General features: G+C 41.9%; 25 protein-coding genes and 1 riboswitch. Of the genes, 20 read left to right on the top strand and 5 right to left on the bottom strand.

Annotation, left to right across the window (positions count from 1 at the left end; all coding sequences use genetic code 11):
- Positions 1-22: 22 nt before the first annotated feature.
- Genes P162_RS12855 through P162_RS12845 form a run of 3 tightly spaced genes read right to left on the bottom strand, consistent with a single transcriptional unit; the run spans position 23 to position 3,056 of the window.
- The gene (locus P162_RS12855; RefSeq protein ID WP_031427877.1) at positions 23-1,111 is read right to left on the bottom strand and encodes an HlyD family secretion protein; all 1,089 of its coding nucleotides are present in this window, start codon (positions 1,109-1,111) and stop codon (positions 23-25) included.
- A 12-nt stretch (positions 1,112-1,123) separates the two neighbouring features.
- Entirely contained in the window at positions 1,124-2,419 is a 1,296-nt protein-coding gene (locus tag P162_RS12850; RefSeq protein WP_241077772.1) for a TolC family protein, read from the bottom strand.
- 22 nt (positions 2,420-2,441) lie between these two features.
- Positions 2,442-3,056: a TetR/AcrR family transcriptional regulator gene (locus tag P162_RS12845; protein ID WP_241077771.1), complete on the bottom strand. Its 615-nt coding sequence runs from the start codon at positions 3,054-3,056 to the stop codon at positions 2,442-2,444.
- Positions 3,057-3,268: 212 nt separating this feature from the next.
- On the opposite strand from P162_RS12845, the gene P162_RS12840 reads away from it, so the two are divergent.
- The 9 genes from P162_RS12840 to P162_RS12800 all read left to right on the top strand — a co-directional run bounded on the left by P162_RS12840 (position 3,269) and on the right by P162_RS12800 (position 12,162).
- Positions 3,269-3,904, top strand: a complete 636-nt coding sequence (locus P162_RS12840; protein ID WP_031427872.1) for a Crp/Fnr family transcriptional regulator — start codon at positions 3,269-3,271, stop codon at positions 3,902-3,904.
- Positions 3,905-3,974: 70 nt separating this feature from the next.
- Positions 3,975-4,784 (top strand): sulfite exporter TauE/SafE family protein, encoded by an 810-nt coding sequence (locus P162_RS12835; protein ID WP_031427871.1) that lies wholly within the window; start codon positions 3,975-3,977, stop codon positions 4,782-4,784.
- Positions 4,785-4,885: 101 nt separating this feature from the next.
- Positions 4,886-6,301 carry an MBL fold metallo-hydrolase gene (locus tag P162_RS12830; RefSeq protein ID WP_031427870.1) on the top strand — a complete coding sequence of 472 codons (1,416 nt, stop codon included), beginning with the start codon at positions 4,886-4,888 and terminating at the stop codon, positions 6,299-6,301.
- A 17-nt stretch (positions 6,302-6,318) separates the two neighbouring features.
- Positions 6,319-6,915: a YeeE/YedE family protein gene (locus P162_RS12825; protein ID WP_262493929.1), complete on the top strand. Its 597-nt coding sequence runs from the start codon at positions 6,319-6,321 to the stop codon at positions 6,913-6,915.
- Complete coding sequence (locus tag P162_RS12820) at positions 6,916-7,329, top strand: DUF6691 family protein (RefSeq protein WP_031427866.1); 414 nt, start codon at positions 6,916-6,918, stop codon at positions 7,327-7,329. It begins immediately after the preceding gene.
- Between the two features lie 151 nt (positions 7,330-7,480).
- Positions 7,481-7,665: riboswitch (cobalamin riboswitch) on the top strand.
- A gap of 164 nt (positions 7,666-7,829) precedes the next feature.
- Positions 7,830-10,154 carry a 5-methyltetrahydropteroyltriglutamate--homocysteine S-methyltransferase gene (metE, locus tag P162_RS12815; protein ID WP_031427865.1) on the top strand — a complete coding sequence of 775 codons (2,325 nt, stop codon included), beginning with the start codon at positions 7,830-7,832 and terminating at the stop codon, positions 10,152-10,154.
- A 3-nt stretch (positions 10,155-10,157) separates the two neighbouring features.
- Complete coding sequence (locus P162_RS12810; RefSeq protein ID WP_031427864.1) at positions 10,158-10,403, top strand: cysteine-rich CWC family protein; 246 nt, start codon at positions 10,158-10,160, stop codon at positions 10,401-10,403.
- Positions 10,400-10,786, top strand: a complete 387-nt coding sequence (locus P162_RS12805) for an acyl-CoA thioesterase (RefSeq protein WP_031427863.1) — start codon at positions 10,400-10,402, stop codon at positions 10,784-10,786. The genes P162_RS12810 and P162_RS12805 overlap by 4 nt, the downstream gene beginning before the upstream one ends.
- A 293-nt stretch (positions 10,787-11,079) precedes the next feature.
- The gene (locus P162_RS12800; protein ID WP_031427862.1) at positions 11,080-12,162 is read left to right on the top strand and encodes a Gfo/Idh/MocA family protein; all 1,083 of its coding nucleotides are present in this window, start codon (positions 11,080-11,082) and stop codon (positions 12,160-12,162) included.
- A gap of 92 nt (positions 12,163-12,254) precedes the next feature.
- On the opposite strand, the gene P162_RS12795 is transcribed toward P162_RS12800, so the two are convergent.
- On the bottom strand, positions 12,255-12,575 hold the full coding sequence (locus tag P162_RS12795; protein ID WP_031427861.1) for a rhodanese-like domain-containing protein: 321 nt from the start codon (positions 12,573-12,575) through the stop codon (positions 12,255-12,257).
- A 399-nt stretch (positions 12,576-12,974) separates the two neighbouring features.
- Here P162_RS12795 and P162_RS12790 point away from each other — a divergent pair, with 399 nt between their 5' ends.
- The 11 genes from P162_RS12790 (at position 12,975) to P162_RS17960 (ending at position 22,409) form a co-directional block, all read left to right on the top strand.
- Positions 12,975-13,433: a MarR family winged helix-turn-helix transcriptional regulator gene (locus tag P162_RS12790; RefSeq protein ID WP_031427860.1), complete on the top strand. Its 459-nt coding sequence runs from the start codon at positions 12,975-12,977 to the stop codon at positions 13,431-13,433.
- Entirely contained in the window at positions 13,426-14,058 is a 633-nt protein-coding gene (locus P162_RS12785; RefSeq protein WP_031427859.1) for an NAD(P)H-dependent oxidoreductase, read from the top strand. The genes P162_RS12790 and P162_RS12785 overlap by 8 nt, the downstream gene beginning before the upstream one ends.
- A 78-nt stretch (positions 14,059-14,136) precedes the next feature.
- Positions 14,137-14,631, top strand: a complete 495-nt coding sequence (locus P162_RS12780; RefSeq protein ID WP_051907885.1) for a YceI family protein — start codon at positions 14,137-14,139, stop codon at positions 14,629-14,631.
- Between the two features lie 277 nt (positions 14,632-14,908).
- Positions 14,909-16,306 (top strand): anthranilate synthase component I family protein, encoded by a 1,398-nt coding sequence (locus P162_RS12775; RefSeq protein WP_031427856.1) that lies wholly within the window; start codon positions 14,909-14,911, stop codon positions 16,304-16,306.
- Positions 16,307-16,487: 181 nt separating this feature from the next.
- A complete protein-coding gene (locus P162_RS12770) occupies positions 16,488-17,060 on the top strand; it encodes an anthranilate synthase component II (RefSeq protein WP_031427854.1) in 573 nt (190 codons plus the stop codon).
- A gap of 70 nt (positions 17,061-17,130) precedes the next feature.
- Positions 17,131-18,135, top strand: coding sequence for an anthranilate phosphoribosyltransferase (gene trpD, locus P162_RS12765; RefSeq protein WP_031427852.1), 1,005 nt, complete (start codon positions 17,131-17,133; stop codon positions 18,133-18,135).
- 73 nt (positions 18,136-18,208) lie between these two features.
- A complete protein-coding gene (trpC, locus tag P162_RS12760) occupies positions 18,209-19,015 on the top strand; it encodes an indole-3-glycerol phosphate synthase TrpC (RefSeq protein ID WP_031427851.1) in 807 nt (268 codons plus the stop codon).
- 110 nt (positions 19,016-19,125) lie between these two features.
- A complete protein-coding gene (locus tag P162_RS12755) occupies positions 19,126-19,902 on the top strand; it encodes a phosphoribosylanthranilate isomerase (RefSeq protein ID WP_081868425.1) in 777 nt (258 codons plus the stop codon).
- A gap of 85 nt (positions 19,903-19,987) precedes the next feature.
- The gene (gene trpB / locus P162_RS12750) at positions 19,988-21,172 is read left to right on the top strand and encodes a tryptophan synthase subunit beta (protein ID WP_031427848.1); all 1,185 of its coding nucleotides are present in this window, start codon (positions 19,988-19,990) and stop codon (positions 21,170-21,172) included.
- Between the two features lie 236 nt (positions 21,173-21,408).
- Positions 21,409-22,170 carry a tryptophan synthase subunit alpha gene (gene trpA, locus P162_RS12745; protein ID WP_031427846.1) on the top strand — a complete coding sequence of 254 codons (762 nt, stop codon included), beginning with the start codon at positions 21,409-21,411 and terminating at the stop codon, positions 22,168-22,170.
- Positions 22,171-22,277: 107 nt separating this feature from the next.
- Entirely contained in the window at positions 22,278-22,409 is a 132-nt protein-coding gene (locus P162_RS17960) for a hypothetical protein (RefSeq protein ID WP_262493921.1), read from the top strand.
- A gap of 104 nt (positions 22,410-22,513) precedes the next feature.
- Here P162_RS17960 and P162_RS12740 read toward each other — a convergent pair whose 3' ends face one another.
- On the bottom strand, positions 22,514-24,058 hold the full coding sequence (locus tag P162_RS12740) for a SulP family inorganic anion transporter (RefSeq protein ID WP_031427844.1): 1,545 nt from the start codon (positions 24,056-24,058) through the stop codon (positions 22,514-22,516).
- Positions 24,059-24,540 lie beyond the last annotated feature (482 nt).

Below are 24,540 nucleotides of genomic sequence, written 5' to 3'. Positions count from 1 at the left end.
TTATGCCTAATTTCAACAGTATTTATTTGAGGTGAACATCTACATTTACGTTCATCCCAGAGCGTAATTTTCCAAGTTTTTCCTGATCGTTTGCATTAGTGAAATTGATCTTGACCGGAAGGCGCTGCACGGTTTTTACAAAATTACCAGTGGCATTATCTGGCGGAAGCAGGGAAAAACGTGCTCCTGTGGCCGGTGAAAATGCCGCAACTTCACCTTCAAATTCGGTATCGGGATAGGCATCTACGTCAATCCCTACTTTTTGACCCAAAAGCATCTCGGTTAATTGGGTCTCCTTAAAGTTCGCGATCACCCATTTATCCTGACTGTTGACCAGATAAAATAATGCCTGCCCGGGACTAACGAACTGTCCCTGCTGAATATCCACATTGGAAAGCTGGCCAGCGATTGGCGCGGTAACAACGGTATAGCCCAGGTTAATTTTTGCTGCTTCCAGTTGCGCCTGTGCCGCTTTTACTTTAGCATGTGCCACGTCCACCTGTTTTTCAGAGATCTCAGTCTGCGACGAGGCCGCCTTGCTCTGGCTGGCACTGGCACGTTCCTGATTTTTAAGCATGGCCAGTTGATTTTGCGCCTCCTCTTTCGCCGCCTCTGCCTGCTCAAACTGCTGCGCAGTAATAGAATGATTTGCATAAAGGTTTTTATACCTTTCAAAATCATCTGATGCACGGCGCAATTTTACGCGTGCTGTCTCAATACTTTCCCCAGCCGAACTCAACTGCGCCCGTGAAGCATTGGCATTTGCCTGATAGGAACCTATACTTGCTTTAGAGACCGCAACCTCACTTTCGGCGGCAGCCAGATTGGCCTTTGCCTGTTCAAATTGTACCTGATAGTCCTGAGACTCGATAACAAAAAGGGTATCCCCCTGATTTACCTTATTATTATCGGTGACATAAACCTTTTTGAGATAACCGCTCACATGAGGTATGATGGGGGTCATGTTTGCACGTATCTGCGCATCATCAGTCTCCTCATGGGAGAGCGAATGTATGTATTTATAACCCCCGTAAATTGCACCCACAAGAACAAGTGCACTTACGATAATGATAAATTTCCTGTTCGTTTTCTTTTTGGTTTCCTTTTCCATGGGATGGATAGATTATTGGTTCAATTGATTGGTGAGATTCCCTTCTGCTTCCTGTAATTCATAATAGCGCTGCGTTATATCAGCTTTGGCATTTGCCAGGTTGATCTTGCTCTGCAAGCGCTGTACATCTGCCTCTAAAAGATCATTGGTATCCTGCAGGCCGTTATCATATTTGTCTTTTACGATCCTATAATTTTCTATTGCCTGTTCCTCAGACTGGCTATAGACCACGAGGTTCTTTTGTGCCAGGGTATACTCTTCTTCAGCGTCTTTTATTTGAATATTTACCTGATCAGCTGCTTTATCGTAGGTATATTGTAATTCTTCGGCTTTGCTCTTCGCCGTGCGAACCTTGCTCTTGTTCTTAAAAATAGATGAAAGGTCGTAGGAGACGGCAACACCCACATTCATGGCATTGGTAACGGTAAGCGCATTGCGCAAGTCAAGGGCTATATAACCACCGGTAAGCGCAACGCTGGGATAATAATCACCGCGTGCCACGTCGATATTTTGTTCCGCTGCCTGTTTCTGAAAGTCAAGCGCTTCCAAATCTGGCCTTGTGGACTGCATAGGTATCTCTGAAAATGTCGGCAAAATGGTAAAATTGTCCTCATTTAGGGAAATAATCGTTTCCGGGGGAAGTTTTAAAAACGTAACCAACCTGTAATTTAAAATGGTCACATTTTTCTTCGCCTGTTCTACGGTAAGGGCTACATTGCTTTTTTGTAATTCGGCTTTCAATAGATCATTACGGGCAAGCAATCCATTTTCTTCCATAGCGGAAAAATCAGTTACACGTTGCTGTGCACTCTTGAGGTTTTCATTTAACAGTTCTACGGTACGCTGCGCTTTGTATAGGGCGATATATTGGCGAATGGTTTGAAGGGCAATAGTTTCCCTATCCCCTGCAGCGGAAAAAGTGGCCGCTTTTAACTGATTTTCTCCCGCTTCGACTGCATTTTTAAGCTTAAAACCAGAAAAAAGCGGCATGGAAATGCTGGCCTGGCCTAATAATAATTGATTGATCTGCGGTGTGGTGGCAGGTTGTGCGTCCTCCCCTTCTAAGGTAGTGGATCGAGGCAGCAAATTAAATTCAACATTTGCATTTGTCAAATATTGATATTGGCCAGATACGGAAACTTCTGGATATTGACCGTTTTTGATGGTCTGGAGCTCATTTTGTGCGGTAAGTACCCTGATTTCAGAAATCCTGGCGTCATCGCTTTTTTCAAGTGCAAGATGCACGGCGTCGTCCAGAGTAAGGGTTTTAATGTCCTGTGCGTAGCTATGGAAAAAACAGAAAAACATTAGAGTTAAGGGTAACAGCCGATTATTTTTCATGGGTAAGCAGGGCTTTTATTGTTCTTTGAATGTGTGGTATCAATGTATTATGGACATAATCATCAATGGCTTTTTCATCTGGTAAGTGAAGTACCGATTGAAAAAAACGTTTGTTATAATAAAAGTGGAGATAAGTTCCTAAAACGGTGGGCACGACCAGCACAGGCTCAATATCATTTCTAAAACTGCCATCTTCCTGACCACTTTTTATAAAATCTTCAATGATCTTATAATTTTCCTTTTTCTGATCTATGTACTTATCAAAATCAAGGCTGCGTGCATCTTTGGTATATTCAAAGTTTACGATTTTGTGCATACGCCTGTTGAGGTGAACGCGCGAAATCACGACCTTTATAAAACAATTCATTTTCTCAAGCGGTGTCATCGCCGGCGTAATGGTTTGCTGCAGTTCACTCATATAGTCTGATATCCTATGTAACAACATGGCTTCAAGAAGTTTCTCCTTAGACCCAAAATAGTATGAGATCATTGCCACATTTATGCCTGCCACTTTTGCAATATTTCTTACCGAAGTACCGTCATAACCGTTTTCAGCAAAGAGCTTCTCGGCAACTTCCATGATCTGAACCTTCTTTTGACTCATATTCATAATCAAAAATTAAGAGAAACAAAATTAAACGATTGTTTAAATCAAACATTTGTTTAATTTAAATTTTTGATTGATTTAACGTAAAACGTTTTCGTTAGCACTGGTTACTCTTCCGTAAACCTATATTTTGAATTTGTCAACTTGCCACTAAGGTGTTAATTTGCGTAAATGTGTATTGAAGTATTATCATTAATCAGTTATAAGGTATGCTTAAAGAACTGCAGGAGTTTTATGGAGGGCTCTTTGAACCAGAATTATTGGCGGAGATCAACGAAGTGGGAATAGTCAGGGAAGTTCCCGAAGGCACGACGCTTATGGAGATAGGACAATACATTAGGTCCATGCCCCTGTTACTTTCTGGCGTGATCAAAGTATTGCGGGAAGATGATAATGGCGATGAACTGCTGCTCTACTTTCTTGAAATTGGCGATACCTGTGCCATGACGATGACCTGTTGTATGGGCGATACGATGAGCGAGATCAAAGCCATTACCGAAACAGAAGTAAAACTGGTCATGATACCCGTAAATAACATGGAAAGATGGACCGAAAAGTACAAATCATGGCGGAATTTTGTCTTTGAAAGTTACCACAACCGCCTTATGGAACTATTGCAGACCGTAGATAGCATCGCGTTTTTAAACATGGATGACCGCCTGCTCCAGTATTTAAAGAATAAGGTAAAAGTAACCCACAGCAACCGTATTCAAACTACGCATCAAGAGATCGCCTACGATCTAAATACCTCGAGGGTGGTTGTTTCGAGACTTTTAAAGAAGCTTGAAATCATGAATATTATTTCCCTGGGCCGTAACAGTATTGATATACTTACCGAAATTTAAGCCTTATGTAACTCATGTTACCTTTTAAGAGATAAAGAGTATATACTTTTACCTCAAGACATTAAAAGGTATGGATTCTTCATTGTTTTTTGGGTATTTTGGGGCACTAATAACAGGAATTGTACTTGGTCTCATAGGTGGCGGCGGTTCTATTCTAACTGTGCCCATATTGGTCTATTTACTTTCCATCCAGGCGGTCACCGCAACCGCTTATTCGCTTTTTGTTGTGGGAAGCGCATCCTTTGTGGGTGCGGCAAGAAATTTATCAAAAGGACTTGTGAATTTTGAAAGTGCCATTGCCTTCTGTGTGCCGGCAGTTATCGCGGTGTTCTCCACACGTAAATTTCTAGTGCCGGCCATCCCAGAGGTTCTTTGGAGCAGCAACAATATCATACTTACAAAAGAAATGGCGATCATGGTTCTTTTTGCCCTGCTTATGCTCGCAGCTTCCTTTTCTATGATTTTTGATTCCAAAAAGATTCTATCCTCAAACAACAATGAGGGCACAAATGATATAAACTACGCATTATTACTGGTGCTTGGATCACTAACGGGCGTAATCACCGGTCTGGTAGGCGCCGGCGGCGGATTCATAATTATCCCAATTCTTGTCCTGATCGCGCGCATGCCCATGAAAAAAGCCGTGGGTACTTCCTTGCTTATAATCGCCTTAAATTCTTTAATAGGGTTTCTGGGCGATGTATCCCATACAACTATTGATTGGCCGTTTTTATTGATTTTCACCACCCTTGCGATCGTGGGTATTTTTGTTGGTATGTGGCTAAATAAATGTATCGACGGTAAAAAATTAAAGAAGGGATTTGGTTGGTTTGTGCTGGTTATGGGACTTTACATTATGTATAAAGAACTCTTTATCTAGATGTTTCCCAGAAGCATTAAATCAAATGATCACAGTTTTTGAAAATAAAGAAAAATAATCTTGCTGAATGCTTATCGCATTCGGTAAAAAAATAAAATAATATGATAATTGAACAGATATATACGGGCTGCCTTTCACAGGGTGCATATTATATTGAAAGTAATGGGGAAGCGGCAATTATAGATCCGCTGCGCGAGGTCAAACCCTATTTGGAACGAGCACATAAAAATGGCGCTACGATCAACTATATTTTTGAAACACACTTTCATGCTGATTTTGTGAGTGGGCACGTAACCCTTTCTAAAGAAACGGACGCTCCCATTGTTTATGGGCCTAATGCAAATCCTACTTTTGACGCCATTATTGCTGCAGATGGTCAGGAATTTCGTTTGGGTGAACTTACCATTATCGCTTTGCACACCCCCGGCCACACTATGGAAAGCACCACCTTTTTATTAAAGGATAAAAATGGCAGGGACCATGCGATTTTCACTGGCGATACCCTTTTTCTAGGTGATGTGGGGAGGCCTGACCTTGCGCAAAAAGCAGACACGATAACCCAGGAAGAGCTCGCCGGATTATTATTTAAAAGCCTGCGCGAAAAAATCATGCCCCTTGCAAATGACGTTGTGGTATATCCCGCCCACGGTGCCGGTTCCGCCTGCGGAAAAAATATGATGAAAGAAACGGTGGATACGCTGGGCAACCAGAAAGAAATGAACTACGCGCTGCGCGAAAACATGACCGAAGAAGAATTTATAAAGGAAGTAACCGATGGCCTGCTGGCACCGCCGCAATATTTCCCATTGAATGTAAAAATGAACCGGGAAGGTTATGCTGACCTTGATGAGGTATTAAAACGCGGTACCCGCACCTTGTCACCAGGAGCTTTTGAACGTGCCGCTAATGAAACCGGTGCCGTGATTCTTGATGTACGTCATCAGGACGAATATGAAAAAGGACACATCCCCAATGCTATATTTATAGGCATTGATGGAAGCTTTGCCCCCTGGGCAGGTGCATTGATCGCAGATGTGCAACAACCTATTTTATTGGTCACTCCACCCGGCCGTGAGGAAGAGACCGTTACCCGTCTCGCACGTGTGGGCTTTGATCATACGCTAGGCTATCTTGAAGGCGGTTTTGAACGCTGGGCAGAAGCGTCTAAACCAGTGGATAAAATCGATTCAATTTCTGCCGAAAACCTCAATAAATGGTATGAAAAAGGCGAAAAAACGGTTGATTTTGAGGTTTTTGACGTGCGAAAAGAAACCGAATATGATACCGAACATGTACTGGACGCAAAAAACACACCGCTCGATTTTATAAATGAGCACCTTTCCCTATTTCCGCAGAAAAGCATTTTTTACATGCACTGTGCCAGTGGTTACCGTAGTATGGTTGCGGCCTCTATCTTAAAAAAAAGAGGTTATCACAATCTGGTCAATATAGAAGGTGGATTGCAGGCGATCAAGAAAACTTCCATTTCCACAACAGCTACTGTACAGCAGTCTTAAAAGCTCGATTCTTCGAAATAAAGCAAACGAACAACTCTCTAAAATATAAAAATTTGAATTTCATTTATCAACCCTGGCCATGGTATGTTGCTGGCCCATTGATCGCGCTGACCATGTTTGCACTGCTCTTTATGGGCAAACAATTTGGAATGTCCTCAAACCTGCGTACCATGTGCACCGTTGCAGGAGCAGGAAAAGTAAATTCATTCTTTAATATAGACTGGAAAAAAGAACGCTGGAACTTAATGGTGGTTTTGGGATCTGTTTTGGGTGGTTTTTTCGCTTCTCAGTTCCTTTCTGATAACACTGTACAAATCAATCCGGAAGTTGCCAACCAACTTTCCCAGGAATACAATATTCACAGTGCGGGAAGTTCCTACCTGCCCACCGAACTTTTTGCAGTGGAAAATTTAAGCGATCCCTTCGTGCTTGCACTCTTGATCCTAGGCGGATTTATGGTAGGTTTTGGTGCCCGTTATGCCGGTGGCTGCACATCCGGCCATGCCATCTCTGGCCTTAGCAACTTGCAATTACCGTCACTTATAGCCGTAATTGGTTTTTTTGTGGGTGGGCTTTTTATGGTTCACATACTTTTCCCTTTAATCTTTAGCTAAATGAAATACGCAACTTACCTTCTAATTGGTACTTTTTTCGGAATAGTAATGTATAAATCTGAGGCTGCTTCCTGGTTTAGGATTTATGAAATGTTTCAGTTTGGTTCTTTCCATATGTACGGTATTATTGGTTCTGCACTTGCTATTGGTATCGTGGGAGTACAAATCATTAAGCGCAAAAACCTCAAAGCCATAAATAGGCAGGAAATGCAGTTAACGCCTAAAAAAACAAGCTTTTTCAGATATGCGATCGGCGGACTGATTTTCGGTATGGGTTGGGCGCTTGCGGGCGCATGTCCCGGGCCTATGTATGTTCTTGCCGGCGCGGGATATTTTTCCATACTCATAGTAATAGCTGGCGCATTGCTGGGCACTTTTGTATATGGCATTTTAAGAGAAAAGTTGCCACATTGACCACCCTAGGATGGTTTTAAACTCAAAAATGCAGCAATATGGTCTTTTTACCCTAAAATACATAGCACTATTGAAGTATAATAACCCGCTCGTTGCCCATTAATACTTTCTAAAGAGGTACATTTACCACAATAATAAAAGTTCTTACATTATTTCATCAACCGAAAAAGGTTACACTTAACGTGCATTAATAGGGAACCTGGTGCAAATCCAGGACTGTCGCGCAACTGTAAGTAACACTACAGGTTTTATCCACGTGATCCACTGTCTGTAAAGATGGGAAGGACGATAAAACCGTTACAAGTCAGGAGACCTGCCTTTTTCGCAATGACATTGCTTTCGCGATCTGAAGCTTTTCGTCTGGTTTGTTACGCTTTAAAGGGGGTTATGGCACTCCCCAATCTTGCGTGTACCTACCTTACAAAATATCACTTCACGATTTGCAAAGCAGAAATTCTGCAAAACTTTTAAACATTGTTTAATCTTTAAAAGTAAGTAAAATGCAAACGCACATTCTTGGCTATCCGCGAATAGGTAGCCACAGGGAACTCAAAAAAGCCTGCGAACAGTACTGGGCTGGCAAAATCTCTAAAAATGACCTGCTGAAGGCTGCCCACGAGGTAAAAAAACACAACTGGCAACTTCAAAAAGATGCAGGGATTGACCTCATCCCCTCTAACGATTTCTCGTTTTATGATCACGTCCTGGATATGGCGCTGACCGTGAATGCCATCCCAAAGCGCTATCATGAAGTACTCTTTGAAAAAGGAAATACAGAACTGGACCTCTACTTTGCCATGGCGCGCGGGTATCAAAAAGATACGCTGGATATTACCGCTATGGAAATGACAAAGTGGTTTGATACCAACTACCATTACATCGTTCCAGAATTTTATCCCAATCAGGAATTCAAATTATTCTCAACCAAGATCGTGGATGAATTTAAAGAAGCAAAACACCTTGGTATTAGCACAAAACCAGTGCTTGTGGGACCTGTTTCCTTTTTATTGCTAGGCAAGGAAAAAGCCAGTGGTTTCCATAGGGTAGCACTTCTTGAAAAACTGCTTCCGGTGTATCTGGATATCCTTGGCCAACTGGAAGAACTGGGTGCCACCTGGGTACAGTTTGATGAGCCTTTTCTGGCCCTTGACCTCAGCGCAGCCGAAAAAATGGCCTTAAATAATACGTATTCAACGATTAAAAAACATTTTCCGAAGTTAAAAATACTGGTAGCAACCTATTTTGAAGGTCTAAAAGACAACCTCAAACTGGCCTTAAAACTTCCTATTTGCGCCCTGCACATTGACCTGGTGCACAATCCCGAGCAACTTACGGAGGTACTGGAGCATGCGCCGGAAGAACTTAGCATTTCGCTGGGGCTCGTAGATGGACGCAATATCTGGAAGAACGACCTCGAGTCATCCCTTGCCATTATAAAAAAGGCTGAAAAAATAGTAGGTCCTGACCGTATTCTTATCGCGCCCAGCTGTTCGCTGTTGCACGTGCCCTGCGACCTCGATTTAGAAAACGATGTTAAATCACTTGCTGCGGAAGTAAAAGGCTGGTTGGCCTTCGCCAAACAAAAAGTAAGAGAAGTAACCGCACTTCAGGACCTTACAAATGAAACTTTGCAAGCAACAACTATTGCATTGCTTGAAGATTCAAAAACGGCCACCGCAAGCCGAAAAACAGCTAAAACCATACACAATTCAAAAGTAAAAGAACGCGCCAAAGCGATCGCTACATCACATACCCAGCGCAAAAATGCCTTTGAAATACGCAAAGATATACAGCGCAAAAATCTGGGACTGCCCGCCTATCCTACCACAACAATAGGTTCTTTTCCCCAGACCAAAGAAGTGAGGGCCTGGCGCGCCCAGTTCAAAAAAGGCGATCTTAGCATCACCGAATATGAGCGCCTGCTCCAGACAGAAACCGAAAAAACGATTCGCTGGCAGGAAGAAATCGACCTTGATGTGCTGGTACATGGCGAATTTGAGCGCAACGACATGGTTGAATATTTTGGGGAGCGCCTCAATGGTTTTGCTTTTACAAAATTTGGCTGGGTACAAAGCTATGGTAGCCGCTGTGTTAAACCGCCCATAATTTATGGCGACATAGAGCGTCCAGAAGCAATGACCGTGGCCTGGAGCACCTATGCGCAAAGTCTTACCCATAAAGTGGTAAAAGGAATGCTCACGGGACCAGTTACTATTTTACAATGGAGTTTTGTACGTAACGATCAGCCGCGTGCGGTGACGTGCAAGCAGATTGCCCTTGCCATTCGCGATGAAGTGACAGACCTGGAAAAAGCAGGCATCAAAATTATTCAAATAGATGAACCGGCATTGCGCGAAGGCCTGCCCCTTCGCAAAGCAGACTGGGAACATTATCTGGAATGGGCGATCAGCGCCTTCCGTATTTCTGCTTCTGGGGTGAATGATGCAACCCAGATTCATACTCACATGTGCTATTCAGAATTTAACGATATCATACAGCATATTGCAGCCATGGACGCGGATGTGATCACCATAGAATGCTCACGCTCCCAGATGGAATTGCTGGATGCCTTTGCAAAGTTTAATTATCCCAATGAAATTGGTCCCGGCGTCTATGATATACATTCGCCCCGGGTTCCCAATAAAAAGGAAATGGTAGCACTCCTGGAAAAGGCCAAAGCGGTTATCCCGGAAGACCAACTGTGGATAAACCCAGATTGCGGACTCAAAACACGCCACTGGGAAGAGACCAAAGCTGCCCTTACCGAAATGGTTTCCGCAGCCAAGAACATGAGGGCCGCGCTTTCTAAAAAAGCCGTAATCTAGCCAATGGCCAGTCATGAAGAAAAATATTGCCCACGTTGCAAAGCTCGTTTTGAGTGCAAGGTGGGCTCTATTATTTTGTGCCAGTGCAGTGCCGTAAAGCTCACTTTTGCCCAGCGCGAATACTTGAATATACAGTATACAGACTGCCTTTGCGCTACCTGTATCAAAGAACTGCGCAGCGAATACAATCTAATGAAACACAACCAAAGCCTGAAAAAAATCCTGGGCCCTTATTTTAAAGAACAATGACCACACAAGAACGCATAGAACGATCAACCACCAGCATTTTTAAGGCTGTTTTTCCCAATACCACAAACCATTACGACACCCTTTTTGGCGGTACGGCCATGCAGCTTATGGACGAGACCGCCTTTATTACCGCGACCCGGTTCAGTAGGGAACGTATGGTCACCGTAAGTTCAGAACGTATTGATTTCTCAAAACCCATACCCGCGGGCACCATTGTAGAACTGGTAGGAAAAGTGGAGAAAATAGGTACTACCAGCCTTACCGTGCGTGTGGAAATTTTTGTGGAACAAATGTATTCTGAAGACAGGATCAGGGCGGTAAGCGGCGCCTTTACTTTTGTGGCCATCGATGAAGATAAGAACCCGATGAAAATCTTGAAATAAGCGGGTATTTTTGAACAATTACTTCTGATTTTTGGCCAAAAAAGAGCGTCTTTTGAGCGTTTTCTACGAAATAGTGGACAGAAATTTTATTCTTTTAGGTAAAGAACTGTTTCCCATACTACTTCCGTAAAGAATTTCTTTAATATTCATTATTTACGAAAAACATTAAAAATCAGTTAATTCCGAAGTGATTTTTAACGTCTTTGATTAACTTTTACACAGAATTCAGTAGACGTTATTTCATCTGTTTTAACACTTTCAAAGCTATTGATGGCATCAAAATAAAGATACTTATGGAGAATAGAAGAAGTTTTATAAAGAAGTCTGGTTTATTTCTAGCTGCCAGCACTATGCCCTTTCCGCAGGCTATTTTTGGACAAAAAAAGAAATTGGGTGTAGCCCTTTTAGGTCTTGGCAATTACGCCTCGACACAGTTGGCGCCCGCACTTCAGGAAACTAAGCATATTGAACTTCGCGGGATCATAACCGGGAGTCCGGAAAAAATACCCCAATGGAAAAAGAAATACAATATTCAGGATGCCAATGTTTATAGTTATGATAATATGGGCGATATCGCAACTAATGACGCTATAGATGTCATCTACATTGTCACACCCACTTTTTTGCATGCAAAATACGCTACTGCCGCGGCAAATGCGGGAAAACATGTTTTTTGCGAAAAGCCAATGGCTATGACTGCTGCGGAGTGCCAACAAATTATAGATGCCTGCAAAGAGAATAAAGTCAAACTGGCGATAGGTTATCGCATGCAACATGAAAAAAACACACGTCAAATCATGCAATGGGCAAAATCAAAACCTTATGGTACGATGAAAAGCATAACCACAGCAGCTGGTTTTAAGATAGGCTCTTCCGGCGGGTGGAGGCTGGATGGGTCAAAAGGGGGCGGCGCTATTTATGACATGGGGGTTTATCCGCTCAACGCAACCCGGTACAGCACTGGGCTGGAACCTATTTCGGTAACCGCGCGCCATGAAAATACCCGTCCCGATTTATTTACTAATGGAGCTAACGAGATCACCTACTTCAATATGGAGTTTCCCGGGAAAATTATGGCAGATTGCAAGGTGTCCTACGCTGATGGCTATAACAATCTGGACATACAATGTGCAGATGGAAGTTATGAACTTTCCCCTTTTCAAAGTTATACCGGCGTAAAAGGATCTACTTCAGACGGAAAAAAATTACCTCCCTGTGAATGCGTGCAGCAGGCCATCCAGATGGATGATGATGCGCTCTCAATTATAAACAACAAACCCATGATGGTCCCTGGAACTGAAGGGTTGCGCGATATACGCATCGTGGAAGCAATTTTTGAATCGGCTAAAAATGGCTCCCAAAAAATTGTTTTATAGCCTAAAATCTTGAAATATAATGTAAAAACGGCTTCAGAAAAGGTGATTTACACCTATTTGAAGCCGTTTTTATATGAATGATGTTTGTGGAATTAATCTTCGGGCTGGGTGGTTTCCCCTTCCCATTTCATAAATCCGCCCTCAAGATTATAAGTGCTCTCAAAACCCAGGCTATCCATGATTTGGCAGGCCTGGCCACTTCGGGCACCGCTACGGCAATAGACATACACGTTTTTTGATTTGTCTATTTTTTCCACTTCATCAATAAAACCTTGTCCCTTGTGAATATCTATTTGACGGGCATTTGGGATCATCCCCGCTTCTACCTCTTCATCAGTACGCACGTCAAGTATTTCTACGTTTTCATCTTCAGCGATGCCTTTTGCCCACTCTTCCTGTGTGATATTTTTCATGGTATTGCTTTTATCGTTCCGGTTTACGGATGGTTATCTTCTGTTATTGCGCATGCAAAATGCCCACGCTGTGAATGCATAAAATTAAGCAAATTATTGTTTTTACAGACCTCATATTCCGTTCAACCTATTAGACTGAACCTTTAAAGTTATCCTGTTAACTTTTAAGAGCGATTGATTAACCATAAATCGACATTTATCCAGCAAAATACAATGGAAAATATCCTAGGAAATAGTCGTTAGTCTTTTACTTATCCCCAAGAACCACCTTCTTTACTAAATCAACGCAAAAGGCAATCCTGATTTAGGATTTCATAAATAGTGTTAAAATTTAATAAACAAATGTTGCGCTTATAAAAAAGCCATACATTTGTACCTACAACAATTGTACATACAACTATGACCATTGAAAATATCCTTAAACTGAGCGAAGCGACTACCCTCCCTACGAAGGTGGTGATCAACATAGGATATACCACAAGCATGCTTGAAGAGTCAGTGGCCTCTATACTTAAAGTACATGATATAAGCTTGCCACAATACAATGTGTTACGCATTTTAAAGGGACAAAAAGGGAAACCGGCAAGCCTTGCCTCTATTCATGAACGCATGGTAGATACTAACAGCAATACCTCACGTCTCGTGGACAAGCTCATTGTCAAAAACTTTGTCAAGCGTAGGATTTGTCCCACTAACCGGCGTAAAGTAGAGATAGAAATCACTACCACTGGGCTTGAACTTCTCAAAACAGTAGATCCCCTAACCGAGGAAGCCAATAAAAATAACCTCTCTAATTTGAGCAAGGAGGAGTGCATATTATTAAATGATCTATTAAATAAAATCAGGACTAATGAATAACTACATAGACCAGTTGAACTGGCGTTACGCAACAAAAAAGTTTGATGCCTCAAAAAAGGTAAGTACCTCAGACTTAGAATTACTTAAAGAAGCCGTGCAGCTTTCCGCTTCTTCTTATGGCTTGCAACCCTATAAGATTTTAGTGGTAGAAGATGAAAAAGTAAAGCAACAATTAAGAGAAGCAGGTTACGGCCAATCTCAATTTACGGATGCATCCCACATTTTTGTCTTCACCCATCGTACGGATTTTGGAGAGGAGTTGGTTGACTCCTACATTTCGCATGCAGAACGTATTCAGGAAATAGAAGAGGGAAGCCTAAAAGATTATGAGAAAGTGATGAAAAATTCGCTTATGGATCTTCCTCAGGAAGCTAAAAGTGGCTGGTCTGCCAGACAGGCTTATCTCGCGATTGGCAATTTATTGAGTGCCGCTGCAATGTTTAAAATTGATGCCTGCCCCATGGAAGGTTTTGACGCAGATGCATTTGATAAAATACTCGATCTTAAGGATCAAAATTTACATGCAGTAGCGGTTGTCGCCGTAGGTTATAGAAGTGAAGATGACAAACATCAGTACGATAAAAAAGTCAGAAGGCCACAAGCCGAACTTTTTGAAACTATTTAGGATACAGGTTTCAAACCATAAATGACCAAATGTCAAAAATTTTAAATTTTAACTGATTAATAATACAAATAGAATACAATGGAAAAAATAGCAATCAAATCAAGCACAATCAACTGGACAGGTAAAAAGGTACTTGGCAAGCACCATGGTACCATCGACCTAAAAGAAGGTTATTTTGAAAAAGAAGGAGATACCATCATAGGCGGGCATTTCATCATTGATATGCCAAGCATAACCGTAACAGATCTTGACGGTGAAGAAAAACAAAACCTTGAAGGCCATTTAAAAAATGATGACTTCTTTGGGGTTGATAAGTATCCTACCGCAACACTAAATATGTCTGAAGTAAGCAGAACAGATAAAGGCTATTCTATGGTGGGCGATCTTACTATCAAGGAAAATACGGAGCCCCTTGCTTTTGAACTTGATGTAGATGGTAACACAGCACACACAAAACTGACCATTGACCGTTCAAAATTTAATGTACGTTACGGTTCTGGTAAATTTTTTGACAATCTTGGTGACCAGACCATCCGTGATAACTTTGAATTGGATATTACCCTGCACATGTAATTTATAACTGATTTTTTCCGCGGAAAATAAAAAGCAGAGAGAAATTCAAAAATAGTTTGCATTTTAAAAAGTGATTTCTATCTTTGAGGCTCCATGAGAACAAACATAGTAAATACCTGGTGGTGGATCACACAACGTTAACGTCGTGAGTGACCCCGTGTATTAAAATCATATACAAAAGGCCCGTCAATCACGACGGGCCTTTTTCATTTCTGAGAAAGAGGAAAAAGTGATTGGAAGCAGAAAGTAACAAAAGATAACCATTGAAAGAGAAGACATGAAGTACAGCCTTAAAACCAAAAGCAAAAAATTACTGGCAGATACGATCACACCGGTTTCAGTGTATCTTAGGTTGCGGGACAAGTTCCCTAACAGTCTCCTGCTTGAAAGTAGCGACTACCGGGCAAATGATAATACGTTCAGTTATATCTGCTGTAATCCCATTGCATCGATAAAAGTAGAAAACGAATCCATTTTTCAGGAATTTCCCGATGGAAAACAGACCATTACAAAAATTGAGCAATCAACGGATGTGGTAAAAATCCTCGAGCAATTTGCCCAAAGCTTCACTACAGAAAAAACCGATCATAAAGTAATTGACAATGGGCTTTTTGGCTACATGTCCTACGATGCAGTACGCTATTTTGAACAGGTAGAAATACATAAGAAAAAAGGCGATCTTGAAATTCCAGATCTTTATTATGCCGTTTATGGCAATATTATAGCCATAAACCACTTTAATAATCAGGCCTACCTGTTTTCGCACAGTACAACGGAAACGCATAATTTAGACACTATTGAACAAGCACTCAAGGTCAAAAATTTCGCTGAATACCATTTTAGTCGGGAAGGTGAGACAGAATCCAATATTACTGATGAAGCGTATAAAGAACTGGTCATAAAATGCAAGAAACACTGCCAGCGCGGCGATGTATTTCAGATTGTCCCTTCTAAGCGTTTTTCTCAGGGATTTACCGGTGACGAGTTCAATGTATATCGCGCGTTGCGCAGCGTAAACCCCAGCCCGTATCTTTTCTATTTTGACTACGGGAATTTTAAGATTTTTGGAAGTTCGCCAGAAGCACAGTTGGTCGTAAAAGAAGGCAAAGCCGAAATTCACCCCATTGCGGGAACCACTAAACGTTCGGGGAATGATGAGCAGGATGCCGCACTGGCCAAGACGCTTTCGGAAGATGCAAAGGAAAACAGCGAGCATGTAATGCTTGTAGATCTCGCCCGCAACGACCTAAGCCGTAACGGTACAGATGTCAAAGTGGAAACGTATCGGGAGGTTCAGTTTTTTTCCCATGTCATCCATTTGGTAAGCAAAGTGACCGCGACAAAAAATCCGCAGACCTCCACCCTACAGGTCGTGGCAGACACGTTCCCTGCGGGAACTTTGAGCGGGGCGCCTAAACACCGCGCCATGCAGTTGCTGGAAGATTATGAGACCGTAAACCGAGATTTTTATGGTGGTGCGATCGGTTTTATGGACTTTAGCGGCGATTTTAACCATGCGATCATTATCCGTTCTTTTCTTAGTAAAAATCATAAGTTACACTATCAGGCCGGCGCCGGTGTGGTAAGCGATAGCAAACCGGAAAACGAATTGCAGGAGGTCTATAATAAACTGGGCGCACTCACCCGCGCGCTTGAACTGGCGGAGGAAATATAAATTCCTCCCCCTAACCCCGAAGGGGGAATAAAAAAAGAAAAAAGCTCCCCTCCTTTTCTAAGAGGGGAAAATTTCAGCAAAGCTGTAAGAGGGGTGGTTTTTGAAGCAATTAGAAAATTCAACAATGAAGCATAAAGATAAGACACAATCAGAACAGACTCACTTCCCCTCTGGGGAAGGGATGGGGATTAAAATACTGGTCATCGATAATTACGACAGTTTTGTGTACAACCTGGTGCATTATCTGGAAGCGCTGGATTGTGCTGTTACCGTAAAGCGCAACGACAAAGTAACGCTTGAAGAAATTGCTGCCTATGACAAAATCCTGCTTTCTCCAGGACCCGGAATTCCCGATGAAGCCGGACTCTTAAAACCAATAATCAAAGAATATGCAGGGAAAAAACCCATATTCGGCGTTTGTCTGGGACAACAGGCCATTGGAGAAGTTTTCGGCGGAAGCCTGATCAATCTGGATAAGGTTTTTCACGGCGTGGCGACTACCGCTACGCAAACCGTTGATGACGAACCTTTGTACAAAAATATAGATCGCGAGTTTAAAATAGGAAGGTACCATTCCTGGGTGGTTTCCCCAGACCAGTTTCCAGAAGATCTTGAGATCACCGCAACAGATGTGAACGGCCAGATCATGTCGCTGCGCCATAGAAACTTTGACCTGCGCGGCGTGCAGTTTCATCCAGAATCTGTACTGACACCAGAAGGCAAGAAAATGATCGAAAACTGGGTGTTTTCTTGATAAAAAACACGGAATAGCATATAAATCAAATAATAAAATCCTCCTCATTGGAGGGAGTTAGAGTGCAATAATGAAACATATATTAAACAGACTTATCAATCACGAGCAGCTTGACAAACAAGAGGCGCGCGAGGTGCTGGTAAACATTTCCGAAGGGAAATATAATCCCAGCCAGATTGCTTCTTTTATGACCGTTTATATGATGCGCAGCGTATCTATAGGGGAACTGGAAGGTTTTCGTGATGCGCTTTTAGACCTTTGTCTCGCGGTAGATTTTGAAGGATACAACAGCATTGACCTTTGCGGCACGGGGGGCGATGGCAAAAATACTTTTAATATCTCCACACTTTCTTCATTTGTGACCGCCGGTGCTGGTGTGAACGTCACAAAACATGGCAATTATGGCGTTTCTTCGGTGAGTGGAAGCAGCAATGTGATGGAACATTTAGGGATTAGTTTCAGCAGCGATAAGGATTTCCTGAAACGTTGTCTGGACGAAGCCGGGATTTGTGTATTGCACGCCCCACTCTTTCATCCTGCGATGAAAAACGTTGCCCCAATTCGCCGGGATCTTGCGGTTAAAACCTTCTTTAATATGCTGGGGCCCATGGTAAACCCTGCATTTCCAGAAAATCAGTTGGTGGGCGTATTTAATCTGGAACTGGCCCGTATGTATGGCTATTTGTATCAAAAAGGCGATAAAAATTTTACCATCCTGCACGCGCTTGACGGCTATGACGAGATTGCCCTAACCGGAAAAACGAAGGCCATTACAAACAATAGCGAGCGTATGCTGTCTCCAGAAGATTTTGGAGTAACAGAAATCGAGGAAGAAGCCATTTACGGCGGAGAAAGCGTAAAAGAATCGGCTGAGATTTTTATGAAAGTGATTTCTGGTAAAGGCAGCGAAGCTCAGAATAATGTGGTTTCTGCAAATGCAGGAATGGCTATCGCAACCGTTAAAAAATTAGAACCAAAAGCTGGTTTTGAACTGGCAAAAGAAACGTTATTAAGTGGAAAAGCGCTGGAGAAACTGAATACATTGATCCCCCTAGCCCCCAAAGGGGGAATTTAATCCTCCTAACCTCCGAAGGGGAAATTATAAAACAGGGCTTTAATAAAAATATAAATAGTAATAATAATTGATTTTGAACATTCTAGATAAAATAGTAGCAGACAAACGAAAGGAAGTTGCTTTGAGAAAAGGATTAATTCCGGTAAAACAGCTCGAAAAATCGGTGCTTTTTGACCGAAAATCGGCATCTTTAGCCACTATTTTACGGGAAAGCAGTTCTGGAATAATCGCTGAACACAAACGCCGCTCACCCAGTAAGTCGGTCATCAATAATGGACTCAACGTACAGGATGTGGCACAGGGTTATGAGCAGGCCGGGGTTTGTGGCATGAGTGTTTTAACAGACGCAAAATATTTTGGTGGTTCACTGGACGATCTTTTAATTGCGCGGGCTTCGGTTAAATTTCCGCTATTGCGCAAGGAATTTATAATAGATGAATATCAGATCCTGGAAGCTAAAGCTTATGGTGCAGATGTTATTTTATTGATCGCCGCAGTGCTTGAAAAGAGCGAAATCAAAGCTTTTTCTGAACTAGCAAAACAGTTGGGAATGGATGTGTTGCTCGAAGTGCACAACCTTGACGAACTTGAAAAATCGATTATGCCTTCTCTGGATATGCTGGGCGTGAACAACAGGAATCTCAAAACCTTTGAGGTGAGCCTCGAGATCAGCAAGAGCCTTTCTGATAAAATCCCCAATGATTTTGTCAAGGTTTCTGAGAGCGGGATCAGTTCAATAAACGCAATACAAGAACTGCAGCCTTATGGTTATAAAGGATTTTTAATAGGTGAGAATTTTATGAAAACCAATGATCCGGGCAAAAGTGCGAAGGAGTTTATTGCAAAAATAAATCCCCCTAGCCCCCAAAGGGGGAACTGAAATGTCTTACGCCTCCCCTCTTTTTCAATGAGGGGAAAATTTCAGCGAAGCTGAAAGAGGTGTAATTAAGCCCTTCCCTTCAAGAAAGGCGGGAACTTTAAAAAAATATCATGAGACTTAAAATCTGCGGAATGAAATTGAACATGGCTGAAGTGGGCCAACTTCAGCCAGATTATTTGGGTTTTATATTCTATAAGGGCAGTCCGCGGTATTGTGAGGAGCAGGCAACTTTTGCGGAAGAACTGAAGGCATTGCCGGAAGAAATTAAAAAAGTTGGCGTATTTGTAGATGCTGAAATCAGTGATATTCTGGCAAAAATTGACCATTTTAAACTTAATATCATTCAATTACACGGTAATGAATCGGCAGCATACTGTGAAAAATTAAAAGCCGAACTAAAAAGCAAATTAAGCTTTGCTGAGCGTATCGAAGTTCCCCGGACAGAGCCTGTCAAAATTCCCCGGAATGAGCCTGTCGAAGTTCCACGGACTGAGCCTGTCGAAGTTCCCCGGACTGAGCCTGTCGAAGTTCTCCGGACTGAGCCTGTCGAAGTCTGGAAAGTTTTCGGTATAAAAGACGAGTTCAATTTTTCCATATTAAAAGATTATGAACCCTTAGTGGATAAATTTCTCTTTGACACAAAAGGAAAGGCAAAAGGAGGAAATGGGTATACCTTTGACTGGTCAGTCTTAAAGGCATATCCTTCAAAAAAACCGTTTATTTTGAGTGGTGGCATAGGTCCACAGGAGCTAGACAAGCTTAAAGAATTGTCAAAAACAGATTTGCCCCTTTACGGCATTGATGTAAACAGTAAATTTGAAACAGAACCCGGGTCGAAGGATGTGAAACTGTTGAGGGATTTTAAAGAAAAACTATTGCAGGTCTAAGGTTGCAGTTTGCAAAAACTAGAATCCTCAATACTAGAAAAATAGATTTCCGCTTTTGTGGAAGTAAAAAATTAAGATATAAAAGATGAACTATAACGTAGATGAGAAAGGATATTATGGCGATTTTGGTGGGGCTTATATCCCAGAAATGCTATATCCCAATGTAGAAGAACTACGCCAGAATTATCTGGAAATCATGCAAACCGAAGATTTTCAGAAAGAATTTCAAGAGTTGCTTCGGGAGTATGTGGGACGCCCTACACCGCTGTATTACGCAAAACGCTTTTCAGAAAAATATGGCGCAAAAGTTTATCTCAAACGTGAAGATCTTTGCCATACCGGCGCGCACAAGGTGAATAATACGATAGGTCAGATCCTCATGGCGCAGCGGCTGGGCAAAACCCGTATCATAGCTGAGACTGGCGCAGGCCAGCACGGTGTTGCCACCGCAACGGTTTGTGCGCTTATGGGACTGGAATGTATTGTGTATATGGGCGCGATAGATATCAAAAGGCAATCCCCCAACGTGGCGCGCATGAAAATGCTGGGAGCGAAGGTTATTTCGGCGGAATCTGGCAGTAAAACTTTAAAAGATGCCACAAATGAGGCCATTCGCGACTGGATCAGTAATCCTACCGACACCCATTATATTATAGGAAGTGTTGTAGGTCCGCACCCCTATCCTGATATGGTGGCGCGTTTTCAAAGTGTGATCTCACAGGAAGTCAAAAAACAATTGTTAGAAAAAGAAGGCCGGGAAGATCCAGATTATGTGGTGGCCTGCGTGGGAGGCGGTAGTAACGCTGCCGGTATATATTACCATTATCTGGATAATCCCGAAGTGGGGATTATTGCCGTGGAAGCAGCCGGAAAAGGGATTGATTCTGGGGAAAGTGCAGCCACTTCCGCTCTGGGAAAAGAAGGCATTATTCACGGAAGCAAGACCCTGCTCATGCAAACGCCAGATGGTCAGATTACAGAACCGTATTCCATTTCTGCCGGACTTGATTATCCTGGTGTGGGACCTATGCACGCGCATCTTTTCCGCAGTAAACGCGGGGAATTCATTAGCGTTACTGATGCCGCTGCCATGGAAGCCGGGCTGGAACTGAGCAAACTGGAAGGTATCATTCCGGCTATAGAAACGGCGCACGCGCTGGCGATTTTTAAAGATCGTAAATTTGAAAAAGACGATGTTGTGGTAGTGAATTTGAGCGGTCGCGGTGATAAGGACTTGAATACGTACATTGAGTATTTTGATTTGGCTTAAGTCAAATTGAAGTTTTATTATGGGCTTCCCTCCTTTTAAAGGAGGGGAAATTCCAATTTTATGTGAATAGGGGTGGTTCAACCCTTCCGTCAGCGCTTAGCCCTGCCACATTCCCTTCAAAATGGAAGGAGCAAAAAAACACAGTTGCTTTGAGAATTCAGATAAATAATATTAAGATTTCCTCCAAAGTTTACCCTGAGCTTGTTGAAGGTCGGAAATGAAAAAAAGATATATAAATGAACAGAATAAATAAAAAATTAGCGGAAGACAAAAAGCTGCTTTCCATATACTTTACCGCGGGCTATCCCAAGATTGAAGATACCATGCCTACACTAGAAGCCCTTCAGCAGCGGGGGGTAGATATGGTTGAAATTGGTTTGCCTTTTAGCGATCCTTTGGCAGACGGGCCCACGATACAGGAAAGTTCTACGCATGCGCTGAAAAATGGAATGACCACGGTAAAACTCTTTGAACAGCTCAAAAACGTTAGGGAGAAAATTGAGATTCCCCTAATAATTATGGGATATTTTAATCCTGTTTTGCAATATGGTGTAGAAGCATTCTGTGCGAAATGTAAAGAAGTAGGCATTGATGGTATCATTTTACCAGACCTTCCACTTGCCGAATATGAAGCGCACTACAAAGCGATTTTTGAGGAAAACGACCTGAAATTTATTTTCCTTATCACTCCACAAACCTCTGAGGAGCGTATACGTGAAATTGATGCGGCCAGTGACGCGTTTATTTATATGGTAAGCAGTGCGAGTACGACCGGTGGAACCGGAGGCTTTGATGCCATACAGCACGATTATTTTGAACGCATAGCCTCTTTAAATTTGAGAAATCCGCAGATTGTTGGCTTTGGTATTAAAGACAACGATACATTCAAAGCAGCGACCAAGAACGCCAAGGGAGCTATTATAGGTTCTGCTTTTATCAAACATATTACAGCGCAGGGCGTTGATAAAATTGGCGATTTTGTGTCTAAAATCCGCTAAAATGACATGAAAACGGCCAATTAATTAACCGTTTCTTATTATTTCCTTGTCAAAATTTAACGGAGACTTCTTCTATCTTTAGAATCTAATTAAAAAGAACTTTTATTATGGCTAAGAAATTTGAACGTAAGACCGAACAAGACAACCCTTTGAGTACTGGCGGAAAAAAGAATAAGGATCAGACAAATAAGGTGGACATTGATAAAAAAACAATAAAAGACCAACAGAATAAAAAGTAAGTACCCTTATCCAACTTTAGACAAAAAAAGCCGATACATAATTGTATCGGCTTTTTTTTATGGTTGAATTTTAAGTTTGCACTGATAACCAGTAACCTAAAGTTTTATTTATCCCGCTTATCCGCAGCAAGCTTATACGTAGGATCTTCCATGATATTGACATCAATGATGGCTTCGGCATTCTTTAGCAACCGGATACAATCTTCACTTAGATGTCTGAGATGAACTTCCTTTCCTGCTTTGTGATAGCGCTGTGTGATCACATTGAGCGCTTCAATAGCAGACATGTCTGAAACACGGCTTTCTTTAAAATCAATAATTACAATGTCAGGGTCATTCTGCACATCAAATTTTTCGGTAAAATTAGTTGTGGACGCAAAGAATAAGGGTCCGTATATTTCATAATGTTTGATCCCATCTTCATCAATATGTTTTCTCGCGCGAATCCTTTTAGCACTTTCCCATGCAAAAAACAGCGCAGATAGAATAACACCTACAAGGACGGCCAGGGCCAAATTATGCAGTACAACAGTAATAACGGCTACGATTATGACCAGAAAAACGTCCTTTTTAGGCACTTTATTGATGATTTTCAAACTGACCCATTCAAAGGTTCCTATGGCGACCATTATCATAACGCCCACCAGAGCCGCCATGGGAAGTTTCTCAATGACCGGCGCCCCGAACAATACAATTACCAGAATGGTCAGGGCCGCAATTATACCAGACAACCTGGCCCTTGAACCTGCGGAAAGGTTAACCAATGTTTGTGCGATCATAGGGCAGCCTCCCATTCCGAAGAAAAATCCGTTGAGGATATTAGAACCGCCCTGCGCGATACATTCGCGGTTTCCATGACCTTTGGTTTCTGTGATTTCATCTACAAGGCTCAGGGTTAAAAGACCTTCGGTCAAACCTACTGCTGCCATCACCAGAGAATAGGGAGCGATCAATTTAAGGGTTTCCCAGGTGAGGGGTATGTTAGGAATATGAAAGGGAGGAAAGCCACCGCTTATTGAGGCAATATCTTTTACGGTTTTAGTATCAATGCCCAGAAAATAAACCACTGCAAAAATCACAATTATGGCAACCAGGGAAGCAGGAACCGCTTTGGTAATCTTCGGCAATAAAACCACGATGGCAATCGTCAGGGCTACCAGACCGGCCATAATATATAAGGACGTCCCAGAAAGCCAGGCCACTTCACCGTTCACTATGGTTTTAAATTGATCCAGTTGTGACATAAAAATGACAATGGCCAGCCCATTGACAAACCCAAACATTACCGGATGTGGCACAAGCCTTATAAATTTTCCCAGTTTAAAAACACCTATAAAAATCTGGATCACACCGGCCAGCGCAACCGCCGCAAAAACATATTCCAGTCCGTCAGAACGCATCAAAGCAATCAAGGTAATAACTGTTGCTCCTGCACCACCAGAAATCATTCCCGGTCTTCCTCCAAATATTGCAGTGACCAGACCGGCAATAAAAGACGCATACAATCCCATTAATGGAGGAAAACCGGCCAAGATTGCAAACGATAAAGATTCTGGAATCATCGTCATTGCCACGGTTAAACCGGCCAATACTTCTGTTTTGTAATTAACTTTTTGAGTAAGGTCAAATAAGTTGAGTACTTTTTTCATAAAATGCTATAAATAGATGTGCCATGATCTTCTGTTTGAAATCATGAAGGATAGATACAGATCTTTTTAATGCTGTATCCAAAAAAAAAATTAAATGCTCTTTTAGCGGCTTTGTTAACCTGATTATTTCAAATTAAAGAAACCTACTTAGCCTAAAATTTGTGATTTTGACCATAAAATTTTTGCAAAAATAACCTTTTTAGGCAAACTGGGTAGTATTTGAAAAAATCACCTCAAAACACACTCTCACTGAATACTGGAGATTTGATTTTTAAGACAGTTGTTGGAAGAGATGTTTTTATTCCCAAAAACTTTTGAATGCTTCAAATCATCTAATTACTTTTAATAATGGCTGAAATAGGATGAAAACAGTACTTATTTCTAACGAATTTTAGGACTTTTAACACCTGAATTCCTTAAAATTTCCTAGTTGAAAACAACTAGAAGGTTGTAATGCTAGTCAAAGGTTAAACATTTACTAA

Source organism: Flavimarina sp. Hel_I_48 (assembly GCF_000733945.1).
Classification (GTDB): Bacteria; Bacteroidota; Bacteroidia; order Flavobacteriales; family Flavobacteriaceae; genus Leeuwenhoekiella.
Note: the sequence above shows the minus strand (reverse complement) of the source record. Positions and strands in the feature narration are given on the sequence as shown.